We start from the raw sequence: 20,621 nt of genomic DNA on the forward strand, positions 1-20,621 counted from the left end.
GGCATCAGGCGCGCTGGCTGGAAACCGAGATGATTTCGCCGGTCAGGTAGCTGGAGTAGTCGCTGGCCAGGAACGCGATGGTGGTGGCGATCTCCCACGGCTCGGCGGCCCGGCCGAACGCCTCGCCGTCGGCAAGCCGGTCCAGCAGCTCGGCCGAACTGGTCTTCTCCAGGAACTTGTGCCGGGCGATCGACGGTGAGACGGCGTTGATCCGCACCCCGTACTCGACGGCCTCGATCGCGCTGCACCGGGTCAGGGCCATCACGCCGGCCTTGGCCGCGGCATAGTGCGACTGGGAATGCTGTGCGCGCCAACCCAACACACTGGCGTTGTTGACGATCACCCCGCCGTGCTCGACGTCGCGGAAGTAGCGCAACGCCGCCCGGGTCGCCCGCATCACCGAGTTGAGCGTCACGTTCAGGACGCGGTCCCACTCGTCGTCGGTCATGTCGATCACCGGGGTCTGCCCGCCCAACCCGGCGTTGTTGACCAGCACATCGAGCCGGCCCATCTTCGCCACGGCGGCTTCGAACAGCGCGTCGACCGCGGCGGTGGAGGTGACATCGCAGACCACCGCCTCCACCCGGCCCAGCCCGAGGCCGGCCAGTTCGTCGCGGGTCCCGGAAAGCCGGCGCTCGTGGTAGTCGGAGACGATGACGTCGGCGCCTTCGAGCAGCGCACGCCGGGCGGTGGTGGAGCCGATCCCGGTGCCGGCGGCCGCGGTCACCAGCACCGTCTTACCCTTCAGCAGGCCGTGTCCGGCGATCTCTTCCGGCGCCTTGGACAGATCCGAAACCGAGCTCATCCCTTTGCCTCCCGGGGTAGGCCGAGAACCCGCTCGGCGATGATGTTGCGCTGAATCTCGTTCGACCCGCCGTAGATGGTGTCCGAGCGGGTGAACAGGTAGAGCCGCTGCCACTCGTCGAACTCGCCGTCGGCGAGCACCATCGAGTCGCGCCCGATCACGTCCATGGCGAGCTCGCCCAGGTCACGATGCCAGTTGGCCCACAACAGCTTCGAAACGTTGTCCTGGCCGGGTTGCTCGACATCCATGGTGGCCAGCGCATACGACCGCATGGCCCGCAAGCCCACCCACGCCCGGGTCAGCCGCTCACGGATCAGCGGGTCCTCGGCGGCGCCGTTGCGCTGCGCGAGCTCGGCAAGCGCGGAAAGCTCACGCGCATAACGGATCTGCTGGCCCAGGGTGGACACGCCGCGCTCGAAGGTGAGCGTGCCCATCGCCACCTTCCACCCGTCACCGGGCTCCCCGACCACCAGGTCGGCGTCGGTGACCGCGTCGTCGAAGAACACCTCGTTGAACTCCGAGGTGCCGGTCAGCTGCACGATCGGGCGGATCTCGACGCCGGGCTGGTCCAGTGGCACCAGCAGATACGACAGTCCGTTGTGCCGTTTGGAGCCCTTTTCGGTGCGGGCCACCACAAAGCACCATTGCGACAGGTGCGCCAGCGAGGTCCACACCTTCTGGCCGTTGATCTTCCACTTGCCGTCCTCCAGGACGGCGGTGGTGGCCACATTGGCCAGGTCGGAACCGGCGCCGGGCTCCGAGTAGCCCTGACACCACAGCTCGGTGACGTTGCGGATGCCCGGCAGAAAGCGCTGCTGCTGTTCGGGCGTGCCGAACGCGATCAGCGTCGGGCCGAGCAGCTCCTCGCCGAGATGGTTGACCTTGTCGGGCGCGTCGGCGCGCGCGTACTCCTCGTAGAAGGCCACCCGGTGCGCCACCGACAGGCCGCGCCCGCCGTGCTCCACCGGCCAGCCCAGGCAGGTCAGCCCGGCGTCGGCGAGATGGCGATTCCACGCCATCCGCTCTTCGAACGCCTCGTGTTCGCGACCGGGACCGCCGAGGCCCTTGAGCTTGGCGAACTCCCCGACCAGGTTGTCGTCCAGCCATGCGCGGACCTCAGCCCGGAACTCCTCGACTGCTTGCACCCCTGTAGGCTAACCTACCAAGCACTTGCTCGGCTACGAGCCTTTCGACTTCAGGGAGTCCCATGTCCAGCCACCCGCAGACGACGCCTGCGGCCCTGGACCACATTGCCCGTGCACTCCCCGACCATGACGCACTGATCGCCGACGACACCCGGTTCACCTACGCCGAACTGCGCCAGCAGGTGCGCCGCGCCGCCGCCGCGCTCATCGCGCACGGCGTGGCACCCGGCGACCGGGTCGCGCTGTGGTCGCCCAACACCTGGCACTGGGTGATCGCCTGCCTGGGTACGCACTACGCCGGTGGCGTGCTGGTGCCGCTGAACACCCGCTACACCGCCTCGGAGGCCACCGACATCCTGGCCCGCAGCGAAGCCAAGGTCCTGCTCGGGATGGGCCGCTTCCTCAAGGCCGACCGGCTCGCCGAACTCGACCGTGCAGCGTTGCCGGCGCTCGAGCACGTCGTCCGGATACCGATCGACTCGCAAGACGGGACCTGGGACGAGTTCATCGCCGCCGGTTCCTCGATAACCGACGGCGAGATCGACGCGCGGGCGGCAGCTGTCGGCCCCGACGACCTGTCCGACATCCTGTTCACCTCGGGCACCACCGGCCGCAGCAAAGGCGTGCTCTGCGCGCATCGGCAGTCGCTGGCCGGTCCGGCGGCGTGGGCGGCGTGCGGGCAGATGACCGCGCAGGACCGCTACCTGTGCATCAATCCGTTCTTCCACAACTTCGGCTACAAGGCCGGGATCCTGGCCTGCCTGCAGACCGGGGCCACGCTGATCCCGCAGCTGACCTTCGACCCGGCCGGTGCGCTGCGCGCCATCGCCGAGCACCAGATCACCGTGCTGCCCGGGCCGCCGACGATCTACCAGACCCTGCTGGACCACCCCGATCGCAACCGCCATGACCTGAGTTCGCTGCGGTTCGCGGTCACCGGGGCCGCCACTGTCCCGGTGGTGCTGATCGAGCGGATGCAGACCGAGCTCGACATCGACATCGTGCTCACCGCCTACGGGCTGACCGAGTCCGGCGGGTTCGCCACCATGTGCCGCGCCGACGACGACGCCGTCACCGTGGCTACCACCTGCGGGCGCCCGATCGCCGACTTCGAGCTGCGCATCGGCGAGTCCGGGGAGGTGCTGCTGCGCAGCGCCAACATCATGCTCGGCTACCTCGACGACGCCGACGCCACCGCCGCGGCCATCGACGGCGACGGCTGGCTGCACACCGGCGACGTCGGCACCCTCGACGAGGCCGGGAACCTGCGTATCACCGACCGGCTCAAGGACATGTACATCTCCGGCGGCTTCAACGTCTACCCGGCCGAGATCGAGCAGGCGCTGGCTCGGCTCGACGGGGTTGCCGACGTGGCGGTGATCGGGGTGCCCGACGAGCGTCTCGGCGAAGTGGGCCGGGCGTTCATCGTGCGCCGGCCCGGGGCGGAGTTGGACGAGCAGACCGTAATCGGCTACGCCCGTGAACATCTGGCGAATTTCAAAGCGCCGCGATCGGTGACCTTCGCCGACTCCCTGCCGCGTAATCCCGGCGGCAAGGTGGTCAAGCATGAGTTGAGAGAGTGGGCCTGAATGGACCTGAACCTGGATGCCGAGGTCGAAGAGTTCCGCTTGGAGGTCCGCGACTTCCTGGCGGCGAACTCCGACAAGTTCCCGACTGAGTCCTACGACACCGCCGAGGGCTTCGAGCAGCACCGTCGGTGGGACAAGGTGCTTTACGACGCCGGCCTGTCGGTGATCGCCTGGCCGAAGAAGTACGGCGGGCGCGACGCCAGCCTGCTGCAGTGGGTGGTGTACGAGGAGGAGTACTTCCGCGCCGGCGCGCCCGGCCGGGCCAGCGCCAACGGCACCTCGATGCTGGCGCCGACGCTGTTCGCGCACGGCACGCAAGAGCAACTGGACCGGATTCTGCCGAAAATGGCGTCGGGCGAAGAGATCTGGGCGCAGGCCTGGTCGGAGCCGGAGTCCGGCAGCGACCTGGCGTCGCTGCGCTCGACGGCCACCAAGGTCGAGGGCGGCTGGAAGCTCAACGGGCAGAAGATCTGGAGTTCGCGCGCCCCGTTCGGTGAGCGCGGCTTCGGGCTGTTCCGCTCCGACCCGGAAGCGCAGCGCCATCACGGGCTGACCTACTTCATGTTCGACCTCAAAGCCGACGGGATCACCGTGCGGGCCATCGAGCAGCTCGGCGGGGAGACCGGTTTCGGCGAGATCTTCCTCGACGACGTGTTCGTGCCTGACAACGACGTGATCGGCGAGCCGAACGAGGGCTGGCGCGCCGCGATGAGTACCTCGAGCAACGAGCGCGGGATGAGCCTGCGCAGCCCGGCCCGCTTTTTGGTGGGTGCCGAGAAACTGGCCGGGCTCTGGCGCGAGCACGGCAGCGACCCGGTGTTCACCGACCGGGTGGCCGACGCCTGGATCAAGGCGCAGGCCTACCGATTGCAGACGTTCGGCACCGTGACCCGGCTGGCCGCCGGCGGTGAGCTGGGCGCGGAGTCGTCGGTGACCAAGGTGTTCTGGTCGGACCTGGACGTCGCGCTGCACCAGACCGGCTTGGATATCCGCGGCGCCGACGGCGAGCTGGCCGACGCCTGGACCCACGGCTACCTGTTCGCACTCGGCGGGCCGATCTACGCCGGCACCAACGAGATTCAGCGCAATATCATCGCCGAGCGGCTGCTGGGCCTGCCCCGGGAGAAGAAGTGAAATTCGATCTAGACCAAGAACAGCGCGACTTCGCGGCCAGCATCGACGCCGCCCTCGGTGCCGCCGATGTCCCCGGCGCGGTGCGCGCCTGGTCGACCGGTGACACGGCGGCCGGCAAGCGGGTATGGAACCAGCTGTCCGAACTCGGCGTCACCGCCTTGGCGGTGCCGGAGGAGTACGACGGCATCGGCGCCCACCCGGTGGATCTGGTTCTGGCCATGGAGGCGCTGGGCCGCTGGTGTGTGCCGGGGCCGGTGGTGGAATCGATTGCGGTGGCGCCGGTGCTGCTGGCCGGTCAGGCCGAGCGGCTAGCGGCATTGGCCGCCGGTGAGCTGATCACCACCGTGGCGCTGCCCCCGCACACCCCGCGGGCCGTGGACGCCGAGACCGCCGACCTCGTTCTGCTGGCCGAGGCCGGCAAGGTCAACCAGGCCCAGGCCGGTACCCGACACGCCTCGGTGGACCCGAGCCGCGGCGTCTTCGACGTCACCGCGACCGGCGAATCCTGGGACGCCGACACCGCCCGCGCCTACGAGGTCGGGGCGCTGGCCACCGCGGCACAGCTGATCGGCGCCGGGCAGGCCATGCTCAATACGGCCGTCGACTACGCCAAGCAGCGCACCCAGTTCGGCCGGGTGATCGGCGGCTACCAGGCGATCAAGCACAAGCTGGCCGACGTGCACATCGCGATCGAGCTGGCCCGCCCGCTGGTGTACGGGGCCGCGCTCTCGCTGGCTGACGACTCGGCTGACACCGCCCGAGACGTGAGCGCCGCCAAGGTAGCCGCCAGTGATGCGGCATTGCTCGCCGCCCATTCCGCATTGCAGACCCACGGCGCGATCGGCTTCACCAGTGAATGCGACCTGTCGCTGTGGCTGCTGCGGGTGCAGGCCCTGCGCCCGGCCTGGGGTGATGCGACCGCCCATCGGCGGCGAGTGTTGGAGGCGATCTAAGTGGCCCACAACGAAGAACGCGACCTGCTGCGCCAGACCGTCGCCGCGCTGGTCGACAAGCATGCCGGACCCGAAGCGGTCCGGACGGCGATGGAGTCCGAACGCGGCTACGACGCGACGCTGTGGCAGCTGCTGTGCGAGCAGGTCGGTGCCGCCGCCTTGGTGGTGCCCGAAGAGCTCGGTGGGGCCGGCGGCCAGTTGGGTGATGCCGCAGTCGTTCTCGAGGAGCTCGGTAAGGCGCTGGTACCCACGCCGCTGCTGGGTACCGTCCTGGCCGAGCTGGCGCTGCTGGCCGCGCCGGAACCCGACGGCGACACGCTGGAGCAGCTGGCGGCCGGTGAGGCCATCGGCGCGGTCGTCTTCGATGACGCATACACCGTCAACGGTGATGTCGCCGATATCGTCGTCGGCACCGACGGCAGCCGGCTCACCCGCTGGACCAACTTCAGCACCGAGCCGGCAGCCACCATGGACCCCACCCGCCGACTGGGCCGGATCACCGCCGAGCAGACTCAGCAGATCGGAACCGACCCCGGCATCGCCGACTACGCCGCGATCCTGCTGGCCGCCGAGCAGGTCGGCGCGGCCAGCCGGTGTCTGGAGTTGACCGTGCAATACACCAAGGACCGCGTGCAGTTCGGCCGGCCGATCGGCAGCTTCCAGGCGCTCAAGCACCGGATGGCCGACCTGTATGTGGCGGTCTCTGCTGCTCGCGCCGTCGTCGAGGACGCCATCCAAGAAGCCGAGACCGCACCGTCGCCGTCCTCGGCAGCACTGGCCAGAGTCGTTGCCAGCGAGGCGTTCTCCAAGGTAGCCGGCGAGGCGGTGCAGCTGCACGGCGGCATCGCGATCACCTGGGAAAGCGATATCCAGCTGTATTTCAAACGTGCGCACGGTAGTTCGCAGCTGCTCGGTCGGCCCGCCGAGCACCTGCGCCGGTTAGAAGCCGAGGTGTTCTAGAACTCCCGTACGGTGGACACGTGTGTACCCGATTGGTTTACCTGGGCCCCAACGGCAACATCATCACCGGACGCTCGATGGACTGGAAGCTGGATCTGGCGACCAATCTCTGGGCGCTACCGCGCGGAATGCAGCGGACCGGGCAGGCCGGGCCGAACTCCATTGAATGGACGGCGAAGTACGGCAGCGTGGTCGCCACCGGCTACGACATCTGCACCACCGACGGCCTGAACGAAGCCGGCCTGTCGGCCAACCTACTGTGGCTGGCCGAATCGGAGTACCCCCGCTACGACGATTCCCGGCCCGCGCTGTCGATCGCAGCCTGGGCACAGTATGTCCTGGACAACTTCGCCACCGTGGCCGAGGCCGTCGCCGCCTTGAGCACCGAACCCTTCGTCGTGGTCACCGACGGCGTCCCCGGTGAGGACCGCCTGGCGACCCTGCACCTGTCGATGTCGGACGCCGACGGCGACAGTGCGATCGTGGAATACGTTGGCGGCAAACAGGTCATCCACCACAGCCGCGACTATCAGGTGATGACGAATTCGCCGACCTTCGACCAGCAGCTCGCGGTCAACGCCTACTGGGAGCAGCTCGGCGGCACCGTCATGCTGCCCGGGACCAACCGGGCAGCCGACCGGTTCGCGCGGGCCTCGTTCTACGTCAACGCGATACCCAAGTCCGAGGATCCGAAGATCGCGCTCGCGTCGGTGCTCAGTGTGGTGCGCAACGTGTCGGTGCCGTTCGGCATCTCCACTCCCGACGAGCCCAATATCTCCTCGACCCGCTGGCGCACCGTCGCCCACCACACCCGCAGGCTGTACTGCTTCGAATCCGCCCTGACGCCCAACGTGTTCTGGGTGGACCTGAAGAAGCTCGACTTCGCGCAGGGGGCCGCGGTGCGCAAGCTCGACCTCGGCTCCGATGACAGCAACGTCTTCGCCGGTGAGACCTCAGCGGACTTCGTTGTCGCCGAACCGTTCTCCTTTCTCGGCATGGACACGTGAGGTCGGTTCGCCACGCTCGGCGGCTGGCCGGCGCCGCGCTGTCGGTAGGTCTGGCCACCGTGATGCTGGCCGCACCGGCCGTCGCGGAACCGGTGCCCCAGTGGTCGGGACTGGACGCGCGCGCCTATGCCGGCAGCATCCCCGCCGCAGGGGGCTTGATCACCTCGGTACCGCTTGATCCAGCACTGTCGGTGACCGGCGCCGCCAACGCATTTCGCATCCTGTATGCCACCGTCGATCAGCACGATCGGCCGGCGGTGAGCACCGCGGCGGTGTTCGTGCCGCGCGGCGCGGCACCGGCCGGAGGCTGGCCGGTGATCGCCTGGGCGCACGGCACCGTCGGTCTCGGGGACGACTGCACCCCGTCGGCGCTGCCGCGCAGCCCCCGCGACGACCAGTACCTGTCGCACTGGCTCGACCAGGGCTACCTGGTCGTCGGCACCGACTACGCGGGCTTGGGCACCCCCGGGCTGATGATCTACCTCAACAGCGTCGCCGAGGCGCATTCGGTGGTCGACTCGGTGCAGGCCGTGCACCAGATGGACCTGCCGCTGTCCCCGAAATGGGCGATCGTGGGTCAGTCCCAGGGTGGCGGCGCGGCGGTGAACAGCGCCTGGTGGGCCGATCGATTGACCGGCGATAGTGGGCTCGACTATCGCGGCGTGGTGGCCACCGGCACCCCGGCCAACATCGAACGGGTGGTCCTTGCGGCCGGTCCCGATCTGCCGCCCCGTCCGACGCCGCCGTCGGCCATCAGCTACGCCTCCTACATTCTGGCCGCCCTGCGGGAGGCCCGCCCCGACCTGGGAATCGATCAGGTGCTGACCCCGCGGGGACGGGAGCTGGCCGACATGGCGCAGGACCTGTGTAAACCCGCACTGGATCAGCAGGCAGCCGGTACAACCGTCAACGACTTGTTCAGTGCCCCGATCGACACCCTGCCGGGCATCGCCAGCGCCCTGGAGGCGTTCATGGGCACTCCGGTCGACGGCTACGACCGGCCGATCTTCTTGGGCCAGGGCATGCTGGACACCGACGTGCCGCCGCTGTCCACCCAGACCCTCTACCAGCAACTGCTCGACCATCATCAGGACGTGGAGTTGCACCTGTACCCCGATCAGGACCATTCCGGCACCGTGATCGCCTCGATGCCCGACTCCACCCGCTTTTTGCACCGCGCCATGACGGAGGAAAGCCCATGACCGATCGTGTCGCGCTGCGCGCCGGCATCCCCCCGTTCCACGTGATGGATGTGTGGCTGGCCGCCGCGCAGCGCCAGCGCAGCCACGGCGACCTGGTGAACCTGTCCGCCGGGCAGCCCAGCGTCGGGGCGCCGGCACCGGTGCGCGCTGCTGCCGCCGAGGCTCTGCAGGCCAACCAGCTCGGCTACACCGTCGCGCTGGGCATCCCGGAGCTGCGCTCGGCCATCGCCGGCTCGTATCAGGATCGCTACGGCTTGACCGTCGACCCCGACGACGTGGTGGTGACCACCGGCTCGTCGGGCGGCTTCCTGCTGGCGTTTCTGGCCTGCTTCGACGTCGGGGACCGGGTGGCGATCGCCAGCCCCGGCTACCCGTGTTACCGCAACATTCTGACCGCGCTGGGCTGCGAGGTGGTCGAGATCCCGTGCGGACCGGAGACCCGCTTCCAGCCCACCGCGGCAGCGCTGGCCGAGATCCCCGGGCCGCTGGCCGGGGTGATCGTAGCCAGCCCGGCCAACCCAACCGGGACCGTCCTGGAGCCGCAAGAGCTGGCCGCGATCGCCCGCTGGTGCGACGACGCCGGTGTGCGGCTGATCAGCGACGAGGTCTACCACGGCCTGGTCTATGACGGCGCCCCGCAGACCAGCTGCGCCTGGCAGACCTCCCGCAACGCGGTGGTAGCCAACAGCTTCTCCAAGTACTTCGCGATGACCGGCTGGCGGCTGGGCTGGCTGCTGGTGCCGCCGGCGCTGCGGCGCGCGGTGGACCGGCTGACCGGCAACTTCACCATCTGCCCGCCGGTGCTGGCCCAGTACGCGGCGGTCGCCGCCTTCACGCCTGCGGCGATCGCCGAATCCGACGGCCACCTGCGCCACTACGCCGCCAACCGGGAGCTGCTGTTGGGCGGGCTGCGAGGCCTGGGCATCGAGAAGCTGGCGCCGACCGACGGGGCGTTCTACGTCTACGCCGATGTCGGTCAGTACACCGACGACTCGCTGGCGTTCTGCGCACGATTGCTCGCCGACACCGGTGTCGCGCTGGCGCCGGGGGTCGACTTCGACACCGAGCGCGGCAACACGTTCGTCCGGTTGTCGTTCGCCGGCCCGACCGCCGATATCTCCGAAGCGTTGCATCGAATCGGCGGGTGGCTGGCACTCCGGTAGGTTTACTCACAAGCTCGACCGACCGAAGGGACCACAGCAATGCGCACAACCACGACTTCTCGCCTGGCGATCGGCGCGGCAGCCGTCGGCATCCTCGGCGCGGTGGCCGCCTCCACGACCGGAACCACCGCGCCGGCCGACGCCGCGCCGGCGCCTTGCACCGCTGCCGGCTTGAGCACCACCGCCAGCGGCGTGCTGAGCCAGGCCGGTGGCTTCCTCAACGACCACCCGGAGGCCAACGACGTGCTGACCGCCGCGGCCACCATGCCCGCGGACCAGGCCAAGTCCTCGGTGCAGGGCTACTTCATCGGCCACCTCGACCAGCTGTCGACCCTGCAGGGCATCGCCGCACCGCTGACCGACCTGAAGAACCAGTGCGGCATCGCGGTCTCCCCGACCCAGTTGGCCATGCTGCTGGAGACCGTCAGCAAGTAGATCCGCCATGGGCCTGGCGATCAGCGACCACGAACGGGCCGCGCTGGCCCAAGCCGCCGGCTTCGGCCTGTTCGCCGCGATCACCGGACGCCGGTCCCGGCGGTTCCCGGTCGGCGGCGCCATTCCGGCCGGCGCGCTGGCCTACACCAGCCGGCGGCCGGTGCAGCCGCTCTCGGAGGTGGAACGGGCGCTGCTGCTGTCGCTGATGGCCGGGGTCACCGGCTGGCACGACGGCATCGCGCACCATCCCGGATACGCCCCGGCGCTGCCCAATTATCCCGGCAGCGCCACCGGCCGGGCAATGCCGTCGGCGGCGGGCTTTCACACCAGTCAGCTGTTCTTCACCGACGACACCGGTTGCTATCTGCTACCTACCCGCGACCAGCAACCGCGGCAGCTCGACACCATCGAGGATTGGATCAGCCACACCGCGGATTCCTGTGTGCGGCTGTCGGATTCTCGCTTGGAGCTTCCTCGCGAGGAGCCCTACATGGAGGGCCACAACACCTGGATCGGCAACCATCCAGGCAGCCTGCTGGCGTTCGCCGTGGCCGATCTGGCCGAGCATCTGCTGGAGAACCTGTGGTTCTTCGCGGCCAACGGCTACCGCATCACCGACGACATCAACGGCCGTGATATCCCTGGCCTGCAAGCCTTTTCGCATTTGGCGCACGCGGATGACCCGATCCCGCTGTCGTTCGTGGAGCAGTACAGTCTGACCGAGGCCAGCGCCGAGCTGTCCATCGCCGCCCACAATGGGGCGCTGGGGTTGCAGGCGATGGGCTTGGGCGGCTGGATCTTCGACGGGCTGGACCGGGTATCGGTGCTGCGCGCGTTCGGCTTCGTCGCCGACGACGATCCGCGCTGGCCGTTCCCCAACGTCACCGGGCTGCCCGGCCATTTCGAGACGCTCAGCCCGCCGCATGTGGCGTCGGTCGCCGAGGGGGTGGACAAGCTGGTGGCCCGAAAGTTCGGTCCCGGCGGGCCATCCCACCCCGACACCCCGGGGCCCTGGTCGGATACGCCTCGGGTGCGCAGCTCGGCGCTGCCCCCGGACGGTATCGCCGAACTGGTCACCCTGCAGGCGTCCTACATCTACGACACCTTCGGCAAGCTGCCCGGCACCGTACCGACCGTGCACGTGTTGATGTACCTGCAGGCCCAGCACCTCGACACCGACTTCTACGACGAGTTCTACGGCCCGGGTGCGTACCTGCGCACCCACGCCGAACATCAGCAACGCTGGCATTAAGACCGGCGAGGAGTCGCGAAAGCCCCCAAAATCAGGTCGATTTGGGGGCTTTCGCGACTGCTCGCGGGAAAGAAAGAACCTACAGCCAGGTGTCGTCGGTGGTGGCGGTCAAAAACGCCTCCAGGTCATCACGCCACTGCGCCGGCGTGGTCTTCTCCGGCTCGATACCGGTGTAGTCGCCGCGGTAGAACAGCAGCGGCCGGGGCTTCACCTCGGGGACATCGGAAAGCGATTGCACCGCACCGAAAACCACGAAGTGATCGCCGCCGTCGTGCACCGAGGCGACCGTGCAGTCGATGTGGGCCAGCGACCGGGCCAGGATCGGCGAGCCCAGCGGGGAGGGTTTCCAGTCGACCCCGGCGAACTTGTCCGGTTCACGGGAGCCGAATCGGGCGCAGACGTCCTTCTGTTCCTCGGCCAGGATGTTGACGCAGAACGTTCCGCTGGCCTCGATGGCCTGCCAGGACCGCGACATCTTGGTCGGGCAGAACAGCACCAGCGGCGGGTCCAGCGACAACGCGGCGAACGACTGGCAGGCGAACCCGATCGGCGCACCGTCGTGGACGGTGGTGATGATCGTGATCCCCGTACAGAACTGACCGAGGACGTTGCGGAACGCGCGCGGGTCGATCGGAAGTTCGTCGGTCGGTTCGGAGCCCACTATTTCTCGATGCCCACCGTGAAGTCATGCCCCCACAGGCTGACCGCGGTGCTCTCCCGGGCCACCCAGTCCTCGTCGTCGACTTCCAGCCCTTCGCAACCGAATTCGATCTGAAAACCGCTGGGCGACTTCATGTAGAACGACAACATCTTGTCGTTGACGTGCCGGCCCAGGGTGGCGGCCATCGGCACCTTGCGGCGGTAGGCCCGGTCCAGGCAGAGCCCGACGTCGTCGGCCTCCCCCACCTCGACCATCAGGTGCACGATGCCGGTCGGGGTGGGCATCGGCAGGAACGCCAGGCTGTGGTGGCGCGGGTTGCAGCCGAAGAACCGCAGCCACGCCGGGTCGCCGTCGGCCGGGCGGCCCACCATCTGCGGGGGCAGCCGCATCGAGTCGCGCAGCCGGAAGCCCAGCACGTCGCGGTAGAAGTGCAGCGCCTCGGCGTCGTCCTTGGTCGACAGCACCACATGGCCCAGGCCCTGCTCCTCGGTGACGAACCGGTGCCCGTAGGGGCTGACCACCCGACGGTGCTGCAGGGCCACACCATGGAAGGCCTCCAGCGTGTTGCCGGAGGGGTCGTCGAAGGTGATCATCTCGACGACGCTGCGCTCGGCCAGTTCGGCTGCGGTGCCCTCCTTGTAGGGCGTGCCCTCGGCCTCCAGGCGCTGCCGGACCTCGGCCAGCCCCGCGGCGTTGGCGCACTCCCAGCCGGACGACAGCAGCCGGTCGGTGTCGCCGGGCACGACCACCAGCCGGGCGGGGAAGTCGTCCATCCGCAGGTACAGCGCACCCTCGGTGGTGCCCTGACCCTCGACCATGCCGAGAACCTTGAGGCCGAACTCTCGCCAGGCCGCCATGTCGGTGGCCTGGATCCGCAGATACCCCAGCGAACGGATACTCATCGGTGCTCCCTCCAGATCAGACCATTGTGTCGCCGGGCGGCAACCCGAACTCGTGATTGCCGAAGATCATGTACGCCCGCTCCGGGTCGTTGGCGGCGTGCACCCGGCCGGCGTGCGCGTCGCGCCAGAACCGCTGCACCGGAGCGTCGTTGGACAGTGCAGTCGCGCCGGCCGCCTCGAACAGCCGGTCGATGGAGGCGATCGCCCGACCGGTGGCGCGCACCTGGTCGCGCCGCGCCCGGGCCCGCAGGTCGAACGGCACCTCCTGGCCGGCCGCCAGCAGGGCGTACTCGTCGGCGACGTTGCCGATCAGCTGCCGCCAACCGGCGTCGATGTCACTGGCCGCCTCGGCGATCCGGACCTTGGCGAACGGGTCGTCCTTGGCCTTCTCCCCGGCGAACGCCGCCCGGACCCGCTTGCCCTGGTGCTCGACGTGCGCGGCGTAGGCGCCGTAGGCCATGCCCATGATCGGGGCCGAGATCGTGGTCGGGTGCATGGTGCCCCAGGGCATCTTGTAGACCGGCGCGGTGTTGGTGGCGTAGCCGCCGGCGGTCTGGTCGTTCATCGCCTTGTAGGACAGGAAACGGTGCCGCGGCACGAAGACGTCCTTGACCACGACGGTGTTGCTGCCGGTGCCGCGCAAGCCGACCACATGCCAGACGTCGTCGATGGTGTACTCGCTGCGCGGGATCAAGAAGCTGCCGAAGTCCACCGGCTTGCCGTCCTTGATGACCGGGCCGCCCAAAAACGCCCAGGTGGCGTGGTCACAACCCGACGACCAGTTCCAGGACCCGTTGACGATGTAGCCGTCGGCGTTCTCGGTCACCACACCGGCGCCCATCGGGGCATACGAGGACGACACCCGCACATGGGGGTCCTCGCCCCACACCTCTTCCTGGGCCTGCTGGTCGAACAGCGCCAGGTGCCAGTTGTGCACGCCGATGATGGAGGCCACCCAGCCGGTGGAGCCACACGCGCTGGCGATGCGGCGGACCGCCTCGTAGAACACCGCGGGGTCGCACTGCAGGCCGCCCCACTGCTCGGGCTGCAACAGCGTGAAGAAGCCGATCTCCTCGAGCGCCTTGATGTTGGCGTCGGGAATCTTGCGCAGGTCCTCGGTTTCCTGGGCGCGTTCGCGCAACTGCGGAAGCAGGTCGTCGATGGCGGTGAGCACCGACTGCGCGTCACGCTGTTGAATGGACGTCACTAGATTGCCTCCCAGGAGTGAGCAGGTTAGCGGCCCGTTTTTTCAACCAGCCTAGACTGAGATTAGAACACGTTCCGATTTGTGTCGAGCGGGGTGTTCCTGCGGCTGGTAGCGATCCCGGACCGGTTTTCTGTAACCTGTTCTAGTTATGACCGAAGATGAAGGGCGGGCTGTGGCGGAGACCATTCCGGACGAACCACTGGGTAGTCACGTCCTGGAATTGCAGATCATGCAAGTCGTCGCCGAAACCGACGACGCGTGTTCGCTGGTGTTCGGGGTGCCCGATGGGCCCGACGATCCGGAGATCCCCGCGACGCGGCTGAAGTACTCGCCGGGGCAGTTCCTGACGCTGCGGATCCCCAGCGAGCGCACCGGCTCGGTGGCCCGGTGCTACTCGTTGTGCAGTTCCCCGTTCACCGACGACTCGCTGACCGTGACCGTCAAACGGACCGCGGACGGCTACGCGTCGAACTGGCTGTGCGACCACGCGAAGCCCGGGATGCGGGTGCACGTGCTGGCGCCGTCGGGCACCTTCGTGCCCAAGTCGCTGGACACCGACTTCCTGCTGCTGGCCGCCGGCAGCGGCATCACCCCGATGATGGCGATCTGCAAATCAGCGCTGTCGCAGGGCAGCGGCAAGGTGACGCTGATCTACGCCAACCGCGATGAACGGTCGGTGATCTTCGGCGCCGTGCTGCGCGAGTTGGCCGTCAAGTACCCCGATCGGCTGACCGTCGTGCACTGGTTGGAGTCGCTGCAGGGCTTGCCCAGTCCCGCCGCACTGACCCAGCTGGCCGCCCCCTACACCGACCGCCAGGCCTTCATCTGCGGCCCGGGCCCGTTCATGCAGGCGTCGCGGGACGCCCTGGAGGCGTTGAAAGTCCCCGCCGGGCAGGTTCATCTCGAGGTGTTCAAGTCGCTGGACAGCGACCCGTTCGCCGCGGTCACGATCGCCGATGCGCCGGAGGGCGCGGAGGAAGCCCCACCGGCCACCGTCACCGTCGAGCTGGACGGCGAGACCCATGAGGTGGCCTGGCCGCGCCACGTCAAGCTGCTGGACCTGCTGCTCGACAAGGGCCTCGACGCCCCGTTCTCCTGCCGGGAGGGGCACTGCGGCGCCTGCGCCTGCGTCTTGAAGAACGGCAAGGTCAGCATGGAGGTCAACGATGTGCTCGAGCCCCAAGACCTGGCCGAGGGGCTGATCCTGGCCTGCCAGGCCCATCCCGAGACGGATTCGGTGGAAGTAACCTACGACGAGTGATCTCGGGTCTAGGTTGGTGCGACATGAAGCGGTTGCTGATGATGCCGGCGGCGTTGACGCTGCTGGCCGCGCTGATCCCGCCCGCGATCTCCTCGGCGGCAAGTGACACCAAGACCAGTCTGATGCCGGTCAACGAGTTCGATCAGCTGCAGACCCACAGTTGGGTGGACTGCGCCGCCCCGCCGCTGTGTCGTTTCACCGTCGGGGTGCGGCTGCAGACCCCGGAGGGGTTGGCCGGCTTCCCGCCCGACCTGTGGGCCCGTCAGAGCACCGAGATCCGCTCCTCGAAGCGCACGGCATACCTCGACGTGCACACCGACGGCGGTGAGGGCTGGTTCAAGGACCGCGGCGGGCCGGGAACCAAGGTGTTCAAGGACGGCACCGGTGCGGTGATCCAATCGATGTACTACGGCGAAGGCCCGCCGGAGAAATACCAGACCAACGGCAGCATCGACGTCCTGGAGTACTCCACCGGCCGGCCCAAGACCGACGCCAACGTGATCGTGTGCACCCACATCCAGGTGGTCTACAGCGGGGTCAACCTGACCACGCCGGCCACCTGCGCCCAGACGGTGTTTTAGCCGGGTTTACGCGGGTTCGCCCGGGGCTACCCGCCGAATGTGTACGCAGTGCGAGATTTTCGCGAAAAATCCGCGCTGGTTGCACGCTCGCCGAGAAACCGACGACGGGAGGAGCGCGATGACGGCCGGCGATGACTTCAAAGTAGGGGACGCCGTCTACTTCAACTACCGGTCGGCAAGCGACCTCGAAGGCCGCATCGTGGGCGTGGCGAAGCAGGCGAAGACCTCGGCCGCCACCAGCTACGAAGTGATGCCGTTCAAGAAGCACATCCACCCGGGCGAGAAGGTTCCGATCCACCGCACCGGAGCCCATCTGCGGCACCGCAGCACCTGAGGCTGGACGGGCAGTCACGCCGTCTGCAGCACCGCGACCGAGTGTCCCGGCAGCCGGGTGGTGTCGTTCTCGAATGTCGGTACTCCCCAGGCCAGTAGCAGCTCTCCGCGCACCGGCACGACTACCGCATCCTCGTTCAGGTTGCCGACGACCGTGATTCGCCCGCGGCGCATGGCGATCCAATGCTGATCCTCGTCATAGTCGACCTCGAGGTGGCTCAGGCAGGGATCGGCCAGCTCGGCATGCCCGCGCAGCCTGATCAGTGCTTTGTAGAAGTCGAGCAGGTGCGCATGGCCTTGCCCGTCGACCTCGTCCCAGTCCAGCTTGGAGCGCTGGAAGGTTTCGGGGTCCTGCGGGTCCGGGATCTCCTCGGCGTCCCAGCCGTGCTCGGCGAACTCGGCTTTGCGGCCTTCGGCGGTGGCTTGCGCCACCTGCGGGTCCTCATGCGAGGTGAAAAACTGGAACGGGGTCAGGGCGCCCCATTCTTCGCCCATGAAAAGCATTGCGGTGTACGGGGAAAGGAGTGCGAGTGCGGCTTTGACCGCGAGCTGTCCGGCGGACAAGTTCTGCGACGGCCGGTCGCCCAGGGCCCGGTTGCCGATCTGATCATGGGTGCAGGTGTAGGCCAGCAGCCGGGTCGCCGGAATCTGCGAGTCCGGCAGCGGCCGACCATGCCGCCGGCGGCGAAACGACGAATAGGTGCCCGCATGGAAAAACCCGTGCCGCAACGTGGTTGCCAGCGTGGCGAGGCTGCCGAAGTCGGCGTAGTAGCCTTGGCGCTCCCCGGAGACGGCGGTATGGATGGCGTGGTGGATATCGTCGTCCCATTGCGCGGTGATCCCGTAGCCGCCGTCTTCGCGACGGGAGATGGTCCGGGGATCGTTGCGGTCGCTTTCGGCGATCAGCGCCAGCGGACGGCCCAATTGGGCCGCCAGCGCGTCGGTTTCAGCGGCCAGCTCTTCGAGGATATGGATCGCGGTGGTGTCCACCAGCGCGTGCACGGCATCCAGTCGTAGCCCGTCGACGTGGAAGACCCGCATCCAACGCAGCGCGCAGTCGATGATGTAGCGGCGTACTTCGTCGGAGTCGGCGCCGTCGATGTTGATGGCGTCGCCCCACGGGTTGCGTGCCTCCGACAGGTACGGCCCGAAGCGGGGCAGGTAATTGCCGGACGGGCCGAAGTGGTTGAAAACGGCGTCGATCAGCACGCCCAGGCCGCGGCCGTGGCAGGCATCGACCAAGCGCGCCAAGCCATCCGGGCCGCCGTAGGGCTCATGCACCGCGTACCACAGCACACCGTCGTATCCCCAGCCGTGTGTTCCGGAGAAGGCGTTGACCGGCATCAGTTCGACGAAGTCGACGCCGAGATCGACCAAATGATCCAGCTTCTCGATGGCGGAGTCGAAGGTGCCGGCCGCAGTGAAGGTGCCGATGTGCAACTCGTAGATCACCGCACCTTCGACCTTTCGCCCGGCCCAGTCGTCGTCGGTCCAGGTCAGGCCGGCCGCATCCCACAACGCCGAGCGGGCGTGCACGCCGTCGGGTTGGCGCGCAGACCGCGGATCCGGCAGCACCTGCGGGTCGTCGTCGATCAGATACCCGTAGCGGGCATCAGGCGGCGCCTCCACACTCGTCTGCCACCAGCCGCCGTCTGCTTTGGTCATCGGGTAGGTGACCCCGTCGATATCGAGGCCGACGACGGCGGGGTTGGGCGCCCAGACCGCGAAATCAGTCATCGACCCGCTCCAACAGCGCGACCGGGAGCTCGGAGAACACTTCGCCGGCCGGGGCCGGCCCGCGGTGCCGGGAGCCGGAGAGGGCGTCGGCCCACGTGCCGGGTGGCAGCGCAATGTCGGTGTCGCGCCATCGCTCCTCGGGCAGGCGCACCGTCCAACGGCTTACCGCCACCACCACGTCCGCGCCCCGGCGAAACGCAACGACGTGTTCGGCGGCCGGGCCCGACGCCAGCACGGGGTGATAGCCGCCGTGCAGGAAGGTGTCGGGACGCGCTCGCCGCATTCGCAGCGCCGCGGCGACCACCCGCATTTTCGGGTGGTGCAACGCCTTGAGCGCCTCGCGGCGCGCGGCGTAGTCAACTTCCCGCCGGTTGTCCGGGTCGACCAGGCTGTCGTCGTAGAGTTCGGTGCCCTGATACACATCCGGAACGCCGGGAACGGTCAACGCCAACAGCTTCTGGCCCAGGATGTCGCTGTCGATGTGCGGAGCAAGTTCGGCGACGAGTTCGGTCAGCTGCTGCGCGATGGGCCCATCGAGTACGTCATCGAGCCAGCGGTGCACCGCCGCCTCGAACTCGGTGTCGGGGTCGTGCCATGAGGTGAGCCGGGCCGCCTCGCGAACGGCCTTTTCGGCGTAGGCGTGCAGTCGCTCGCGCAGTGCGGTGCTCACCTGGCCGTCGACCGGCCATACCCCGAAAACGTTCTGCCACAGAAAGAGCCCGGTCGCCAGATCCGGCGATGGGACAACGGCCTCCCAACGGGCGACGAATTCGGCCCACAGCGACGGCACCTGCGACAGCACCCCGATGCGGGCCCGCACGTCCTCGCCGCGTTTGGTGTCGTGGGTGGACAGGGTGGTCATCGTATGCGGCCAGCGCCGCGCCCGGGTAGCGGCCCGATCATGAAACTCGGCCGCCCCCACCCCGAAACACTGCGGATCACCGCCGACTTCGTTGAGCGAGACCAACCGCGCGTCGCGGTAGAACAGGCAGTCTTCGATCGCCTTGGCCGTCACCGCCCCGCACAATTGTTGCAACCGGACCGCGCATTCCCCGCCGCCGGCGATCGCGGCCGCGACCAGTTGAAGCGGTTCACCGAGTTCCGGTCGCTGCGACTGAGTTTCGGCCAGCGCCACCGACAGTCTCGCCGCCAGGCCCGGGTAGTCGCTGCGATAAACACCGACCTGACCGAGCAGCGCCACGAGGGCGTCGGCCAGCAGCGGATGGTCGACGCCGGTGGTGCTCACCACACAGCGGCGCAACCGCGCCAGCTCGCTACCCAACGTCGCCGACGCCGCGAACTCCTTCTGTTCGACCACCAATGTCGGCATCGCGCGGTAATCGACACCGGCGGTTTCGAACAGCTCGGTCAAGGCCGGCTCACCGTTGGGGTCGATGAACAGCCCGCCGATTTCCCGCAGCACGTCGTAGCCGGTGGAGCCCGCTACCGGCAGGGTCGGTTCCAGCGACTCGTCCACGGCAAGAATCTTTTCCACCACGATCCAGGCGTCCGGTCCCACCAGCGCACGCAGCCATTGCAGGTACCCACCGGGATCCGACAGCCCGTCCGGGTGATCGACCCGCACGCCGTCGACGAGCCCGGTGTCGAGCCAGCGAGACAGCTCGGCGTGCCAGGCATCGAACACTGTCCGATCCTCTTGCCGCAGGCCCGCCAGCGACGTGATCGAAAAGAAGCGCCGGTATCCACAAGTGCCGGTACGCCACCCGACCAGTCGATAGTGCTGGCGGTCGTGGACCTGCGCCCCGCTGCCGACGCCGGTTCCGCCGGCGATCGGAAAAACCAGATCGCCCAATCGCAGCACCTCGCCGTCGACGGCCAGGTCGGCGACGTCGGCGTCGGACCCCAGTACCGGCAGGATGATTCGGCCGTCACCGAGCTCCCAGTCGATGTCGAAGAACGCCGCATACGGCGAGGATCTCCCCTGCCTCAGCACGTCCCACCACCACGGGTTCTGCTCCGGTTTTGCCACGCCGACGTGATTGGGCACGATGTCGACGATCAGACCCATGCCGCGGGCCTGCGCTGCCGCTGACAGCCGGGCCAGACCCTGCGGCCCGCCCAATTCAGCAGACACCGTGGTCGGATCCACGACGTCGTAACCGTGCGCCGATCCGCTGACCGGGGTCATGATCGGTGAGAGATACAGGTGCGAGACACCGAGTTCGTCGAAATAGTCCAGTAGCTGCTCGGCGTCGGCGAAGGTGAACGCGAAACCGCTTTCACCGCCATGCAGCTGCAAGCGGTAGGTGGACAGCACCGGACGCGCCATCGCC

At 68.2% G+C, this 20,621-nt stretch carries 19 protein-coding genes; 12 read left to right on the forward strand and 7 right to left on the reverse strand.

Annotation, left to right across the window (positions count from 1 at the left end; translation table 11 throughout):
* Window positions 1–4: 4 nt before the first annotated feature.
* Complete coding sequence (gene ipdF, locus AC5Y31_RS07910; RefSeq protein WP_499979449.1) at window positions 5–805, reverse strand: (5R,7aS)-5-hydroxy-7a-methyl-1-oxo-2,3,5,6,7,7a-hexahydro-1H-indene-carboxyl-CoA reductase; 801 nt, start codon at window positions 803–805, stop codon at window positions 5–7.
* Window positions 802–1,950, reverse strand: coding sequence for an acyl-CoA dehydrogenase IpdE1 (gene ipdE1 / locus AC5Y31_RS07915; protein ID WP_499979452.1), 1,149 nt, complete (start codon window positions 1,948–1,950; stop codon window positions 802–804). The genes ipdF and ipdE1 overlap by 4 nt, the downstream gene beginning before the upstream one ends.
* Window positions 1,951–2,012: 62 nt before the next feature.
* Between ipdE1 and fadD3 the strand changes: the two genes are divergently transcribed.
* The 9 genes from fadD3 (at window position 2,013) to AC5Y31_RS07960 (ending at window position 11,645) form a co-directional block, all read left to right on the forward strand.
* Window positions 2,013–3,539 (forward strand): 3-((3aS,4S,7aS)-7a-methyl-1,5-dioxo-octahydro-1H-inden-4-yl)propanoate--CoA ligase FadD3, encoded by a 1,527-nt coding sequence (gene fadD3 / locus AC5Y31_RS07920; protein ID WP_499979454.1) that lies wholly within the window; start codon window positions 2,013–2,015, stop codon window positions 3,537–3,539.
* Window positions 3,540–4,673, forward strand: coding sequence for an acyl-CoA dehydrogenase family protein (locus tag AC5Y31_RS07925; protein WP_499979456.1), 1,134 nt, complete (start codon window positions 3,540–3,542; stop codon window positions 4,671–4,673).
* Window positions 4,670–5,626: an acyl-CoA dehydrogenase family protein gene (locus AC5Y31_RS07930; RefSeq protein WP_499979460.1), complete on the forward strand. Its 957-nt coding sequence runs from the start codon at window positions 4,670–4,672 to the stop codon at window positions 5,624–5,626. Before AC5Y31_RS07925 ends, AC5Y31_RS07930 begins: the two co-directional genes overlap by 4 nt.
* Window positions 5,627–6,586, forward strand: coding sequence for an acyl-CoA dehydrogenase IpdE2 (gene ipdE2, locus AC5Y31_RS07935; RefSeq protein WP_499979462.1), 960 nt, complete (start codon window positions 5,627–5,629; stop codon window positions 6,584–6,586).
* Window positions 6,587–6,606: 20 nt separating this feature from the next.
* On the forward strand, window positions 6,607–7,593 hold the full coding sequence (locus AC5Y31_RS07940) for a linear amide C-N hydrolase (protein WP_499979463.1): 987 nt from the start codon (window positions 6,607–6,609) through the stop codon (window positions 7,591–7,593).
* Between the two features lie 62 nt (window positions 7,594–7,655).
* Window positions 7,656–8,795 (forward strand): alpha/beta hydrolase family protein, encoded by a 1,140-nt coding sequence (locus AC5Y31_RS07945; protein WP_499979741.1) that lies wholly within the window; start codon window positions 7,656–7,658, stop codon window positions 8,793–8,795.
* Window positions 8,792–9,958 carry a pyridoxal phosphate-dependent aminotransferase gene (locus AC5Y31_RS07950; protein WP_499979465.1) on the forward strand — a complete coding sequence of 389 codons (1,167 nt, stop codon included), beginning with the start codon at window positions 8,792–8,794 and terminating at the stop codon, window positions 9,956–9,958. The genes AC5Y31_RS07945 and AC5Y31_RS07950 overlap by 4 nt, the downstream gene beginning before the upstream one ends.
* Before the next feature lie 39 nt (window positions 9,959–9,997).
* A complete protein-coding gene (locus AC5Y31_RS07955; RefSeq protein ID WP_064856151.1) occupies window positions 9,998–10,393 on the forward strand; it encodes a heme-binding protein in 396 nt (131 codons plus the stop codon).
* A gap of 7 nt (window positions 10,394–10,400) precedes the next feature.
* Entirely contained in the window at window positions 10,401–11,645 is a 1,245-nt protein-coding gene (locus AC5Y31_RS07960; protein WP_499979468.1) for a hypothetical protein, read from the forward strand.
* A gap of 79 nt (window positions 11,646–11,724) precedes the next feature.
* Here AC5Y31_RS07960 and hsaB read toward each other — a convergent pair whose 3' ends face one another.
* The 3 genes from hsaB to hsaA are packed head-to-tail and all read right to left on the reverse strand — an operon-like array spanning window position 11,725 to window position 14,415.
* Window positions 11,725–12,276, reverse strand: coding sequence for a 3-hydroxy-9,10-secoandrosta-1,3,5(10)-triene-9,17-dione monooxygenase reductase subunit (gene hsaB, locus AC5Y31_RS07965; RefSeq protein WP_207511680.1), 552 nt, complete (start codon window positions 12,274–12,276; stop codon window positions 11,725–11,727).
* 29 nt (window positions 12,277–12,305) lie between these two features.
* Entirely contained in the window at window positions 12,306–13,208 is a 903-nt protein-coding gene (hsaC, locus tag AC5Y31_RS07970) for an iron-dependent extradiol dioxygenase HsaC (protein WP_499979470.1), read from the reverse strand.
* Between the two features lie 16 nt (window positions 13,209–13,224).
* Window positions 13,225–14,415, reverse strand: a complete 1,191-nt coding sequence (gene hsaA, locus AC5Y31_RS07975; protein ID WP_499979472.1) for a 3-hydroxy-9,10-secoandrosta-1,3,5(10)-triene-9,17-dione monooxygenase oxygenase subunit — start codon at window positions 14,413–14,415, stop codon at window positions 13,225–13,227.
* Between the two features lie 172 nt (window positions 14,416–14,587).
* Between hsaA and AC5Y31_RS07980 the strand changes: the two genes are divergently transcribed.
* The 3 genes from AC5Y31_RS07980 to AC5Y31_RS07990 all read left to right on the forward strand — a co-directional run bounded on the left by AC5Y31_RS07980 (window position 14,588) and on the right by AC5Y31_RS07990 (window position 16,591).
* Window positions 14,588–15,676, forward strand: coding sequence for a 2Fe-2S iron-sulfur cluster-binding protein (locus AC5Y31_RS07980; RefSeq protein ID WP_499979743.1), 1,089 nt, complete (start codon window positions 14,588–14,590; stop codon window positions 15,674–15,676).
* Window positions 15,677–15,699: 23 nt separating this feature from the next.
* A complete protein-coding gene (locus AC5Y31_RS07985; protein ID WP_499979474.1) occupies window positions 15,700–16,257 on the forward strand; it encodes a hypothetical protein in 558 nt (185 codons plus the stop codon).
* Window positions 16,258–16,375: 118 nt separating this feature from the next.
* Window positions 16,376–16,591, forward strand: a complete 216-nt coding sequence (locus AC5Y31_RS07990) for a hypothetical protein (RefSeq protein ID WP_065024749.1) — start codon at window positions 16,376–16,378, stop codon at window positions 16,589–16,591.
* A gap of 14 nt (window positions 16,592–16,605) precedes the next feature.
* On the opposite strand, the gene treZ is transcribed toward AC5Y31_RS07990, so the two are convergent.
* Together treZ and treY are read right to left on the reverse strand one after the other, a co-directional pair.
* Window positions 16,606–18,327, reverse strand: a complete 1,722-nt coding sequence (gene treZ / locus AC5Y31_RS07995) for a malto-oligosyltrehalose trehalohydrolase (protein WP_499979476.1) — start codon at window positions 18,325–18,327, stop codon at window positions 16,606–16,608.
* Window positions 18,320–20,617, reverse strand: coding sequence for a malto-oligosyltrehalose synthase (gene treY, locus AC5Y31_RS08000; RefSeq protein ID WP_499979478.1), 2,298 nt, complete (start codon window positions 20,615–20,617; stop codon window positions 18,320–18,322). Before treY ends, treZ begins: the two co-directional genes overlap by 8 nt.
* Window positions 20,618–20,621: the final 4 nt, after the last annotated feature.

It is taken from the genome of Mycobacterium sp. NGS18 (assembly GCF_059813185.1).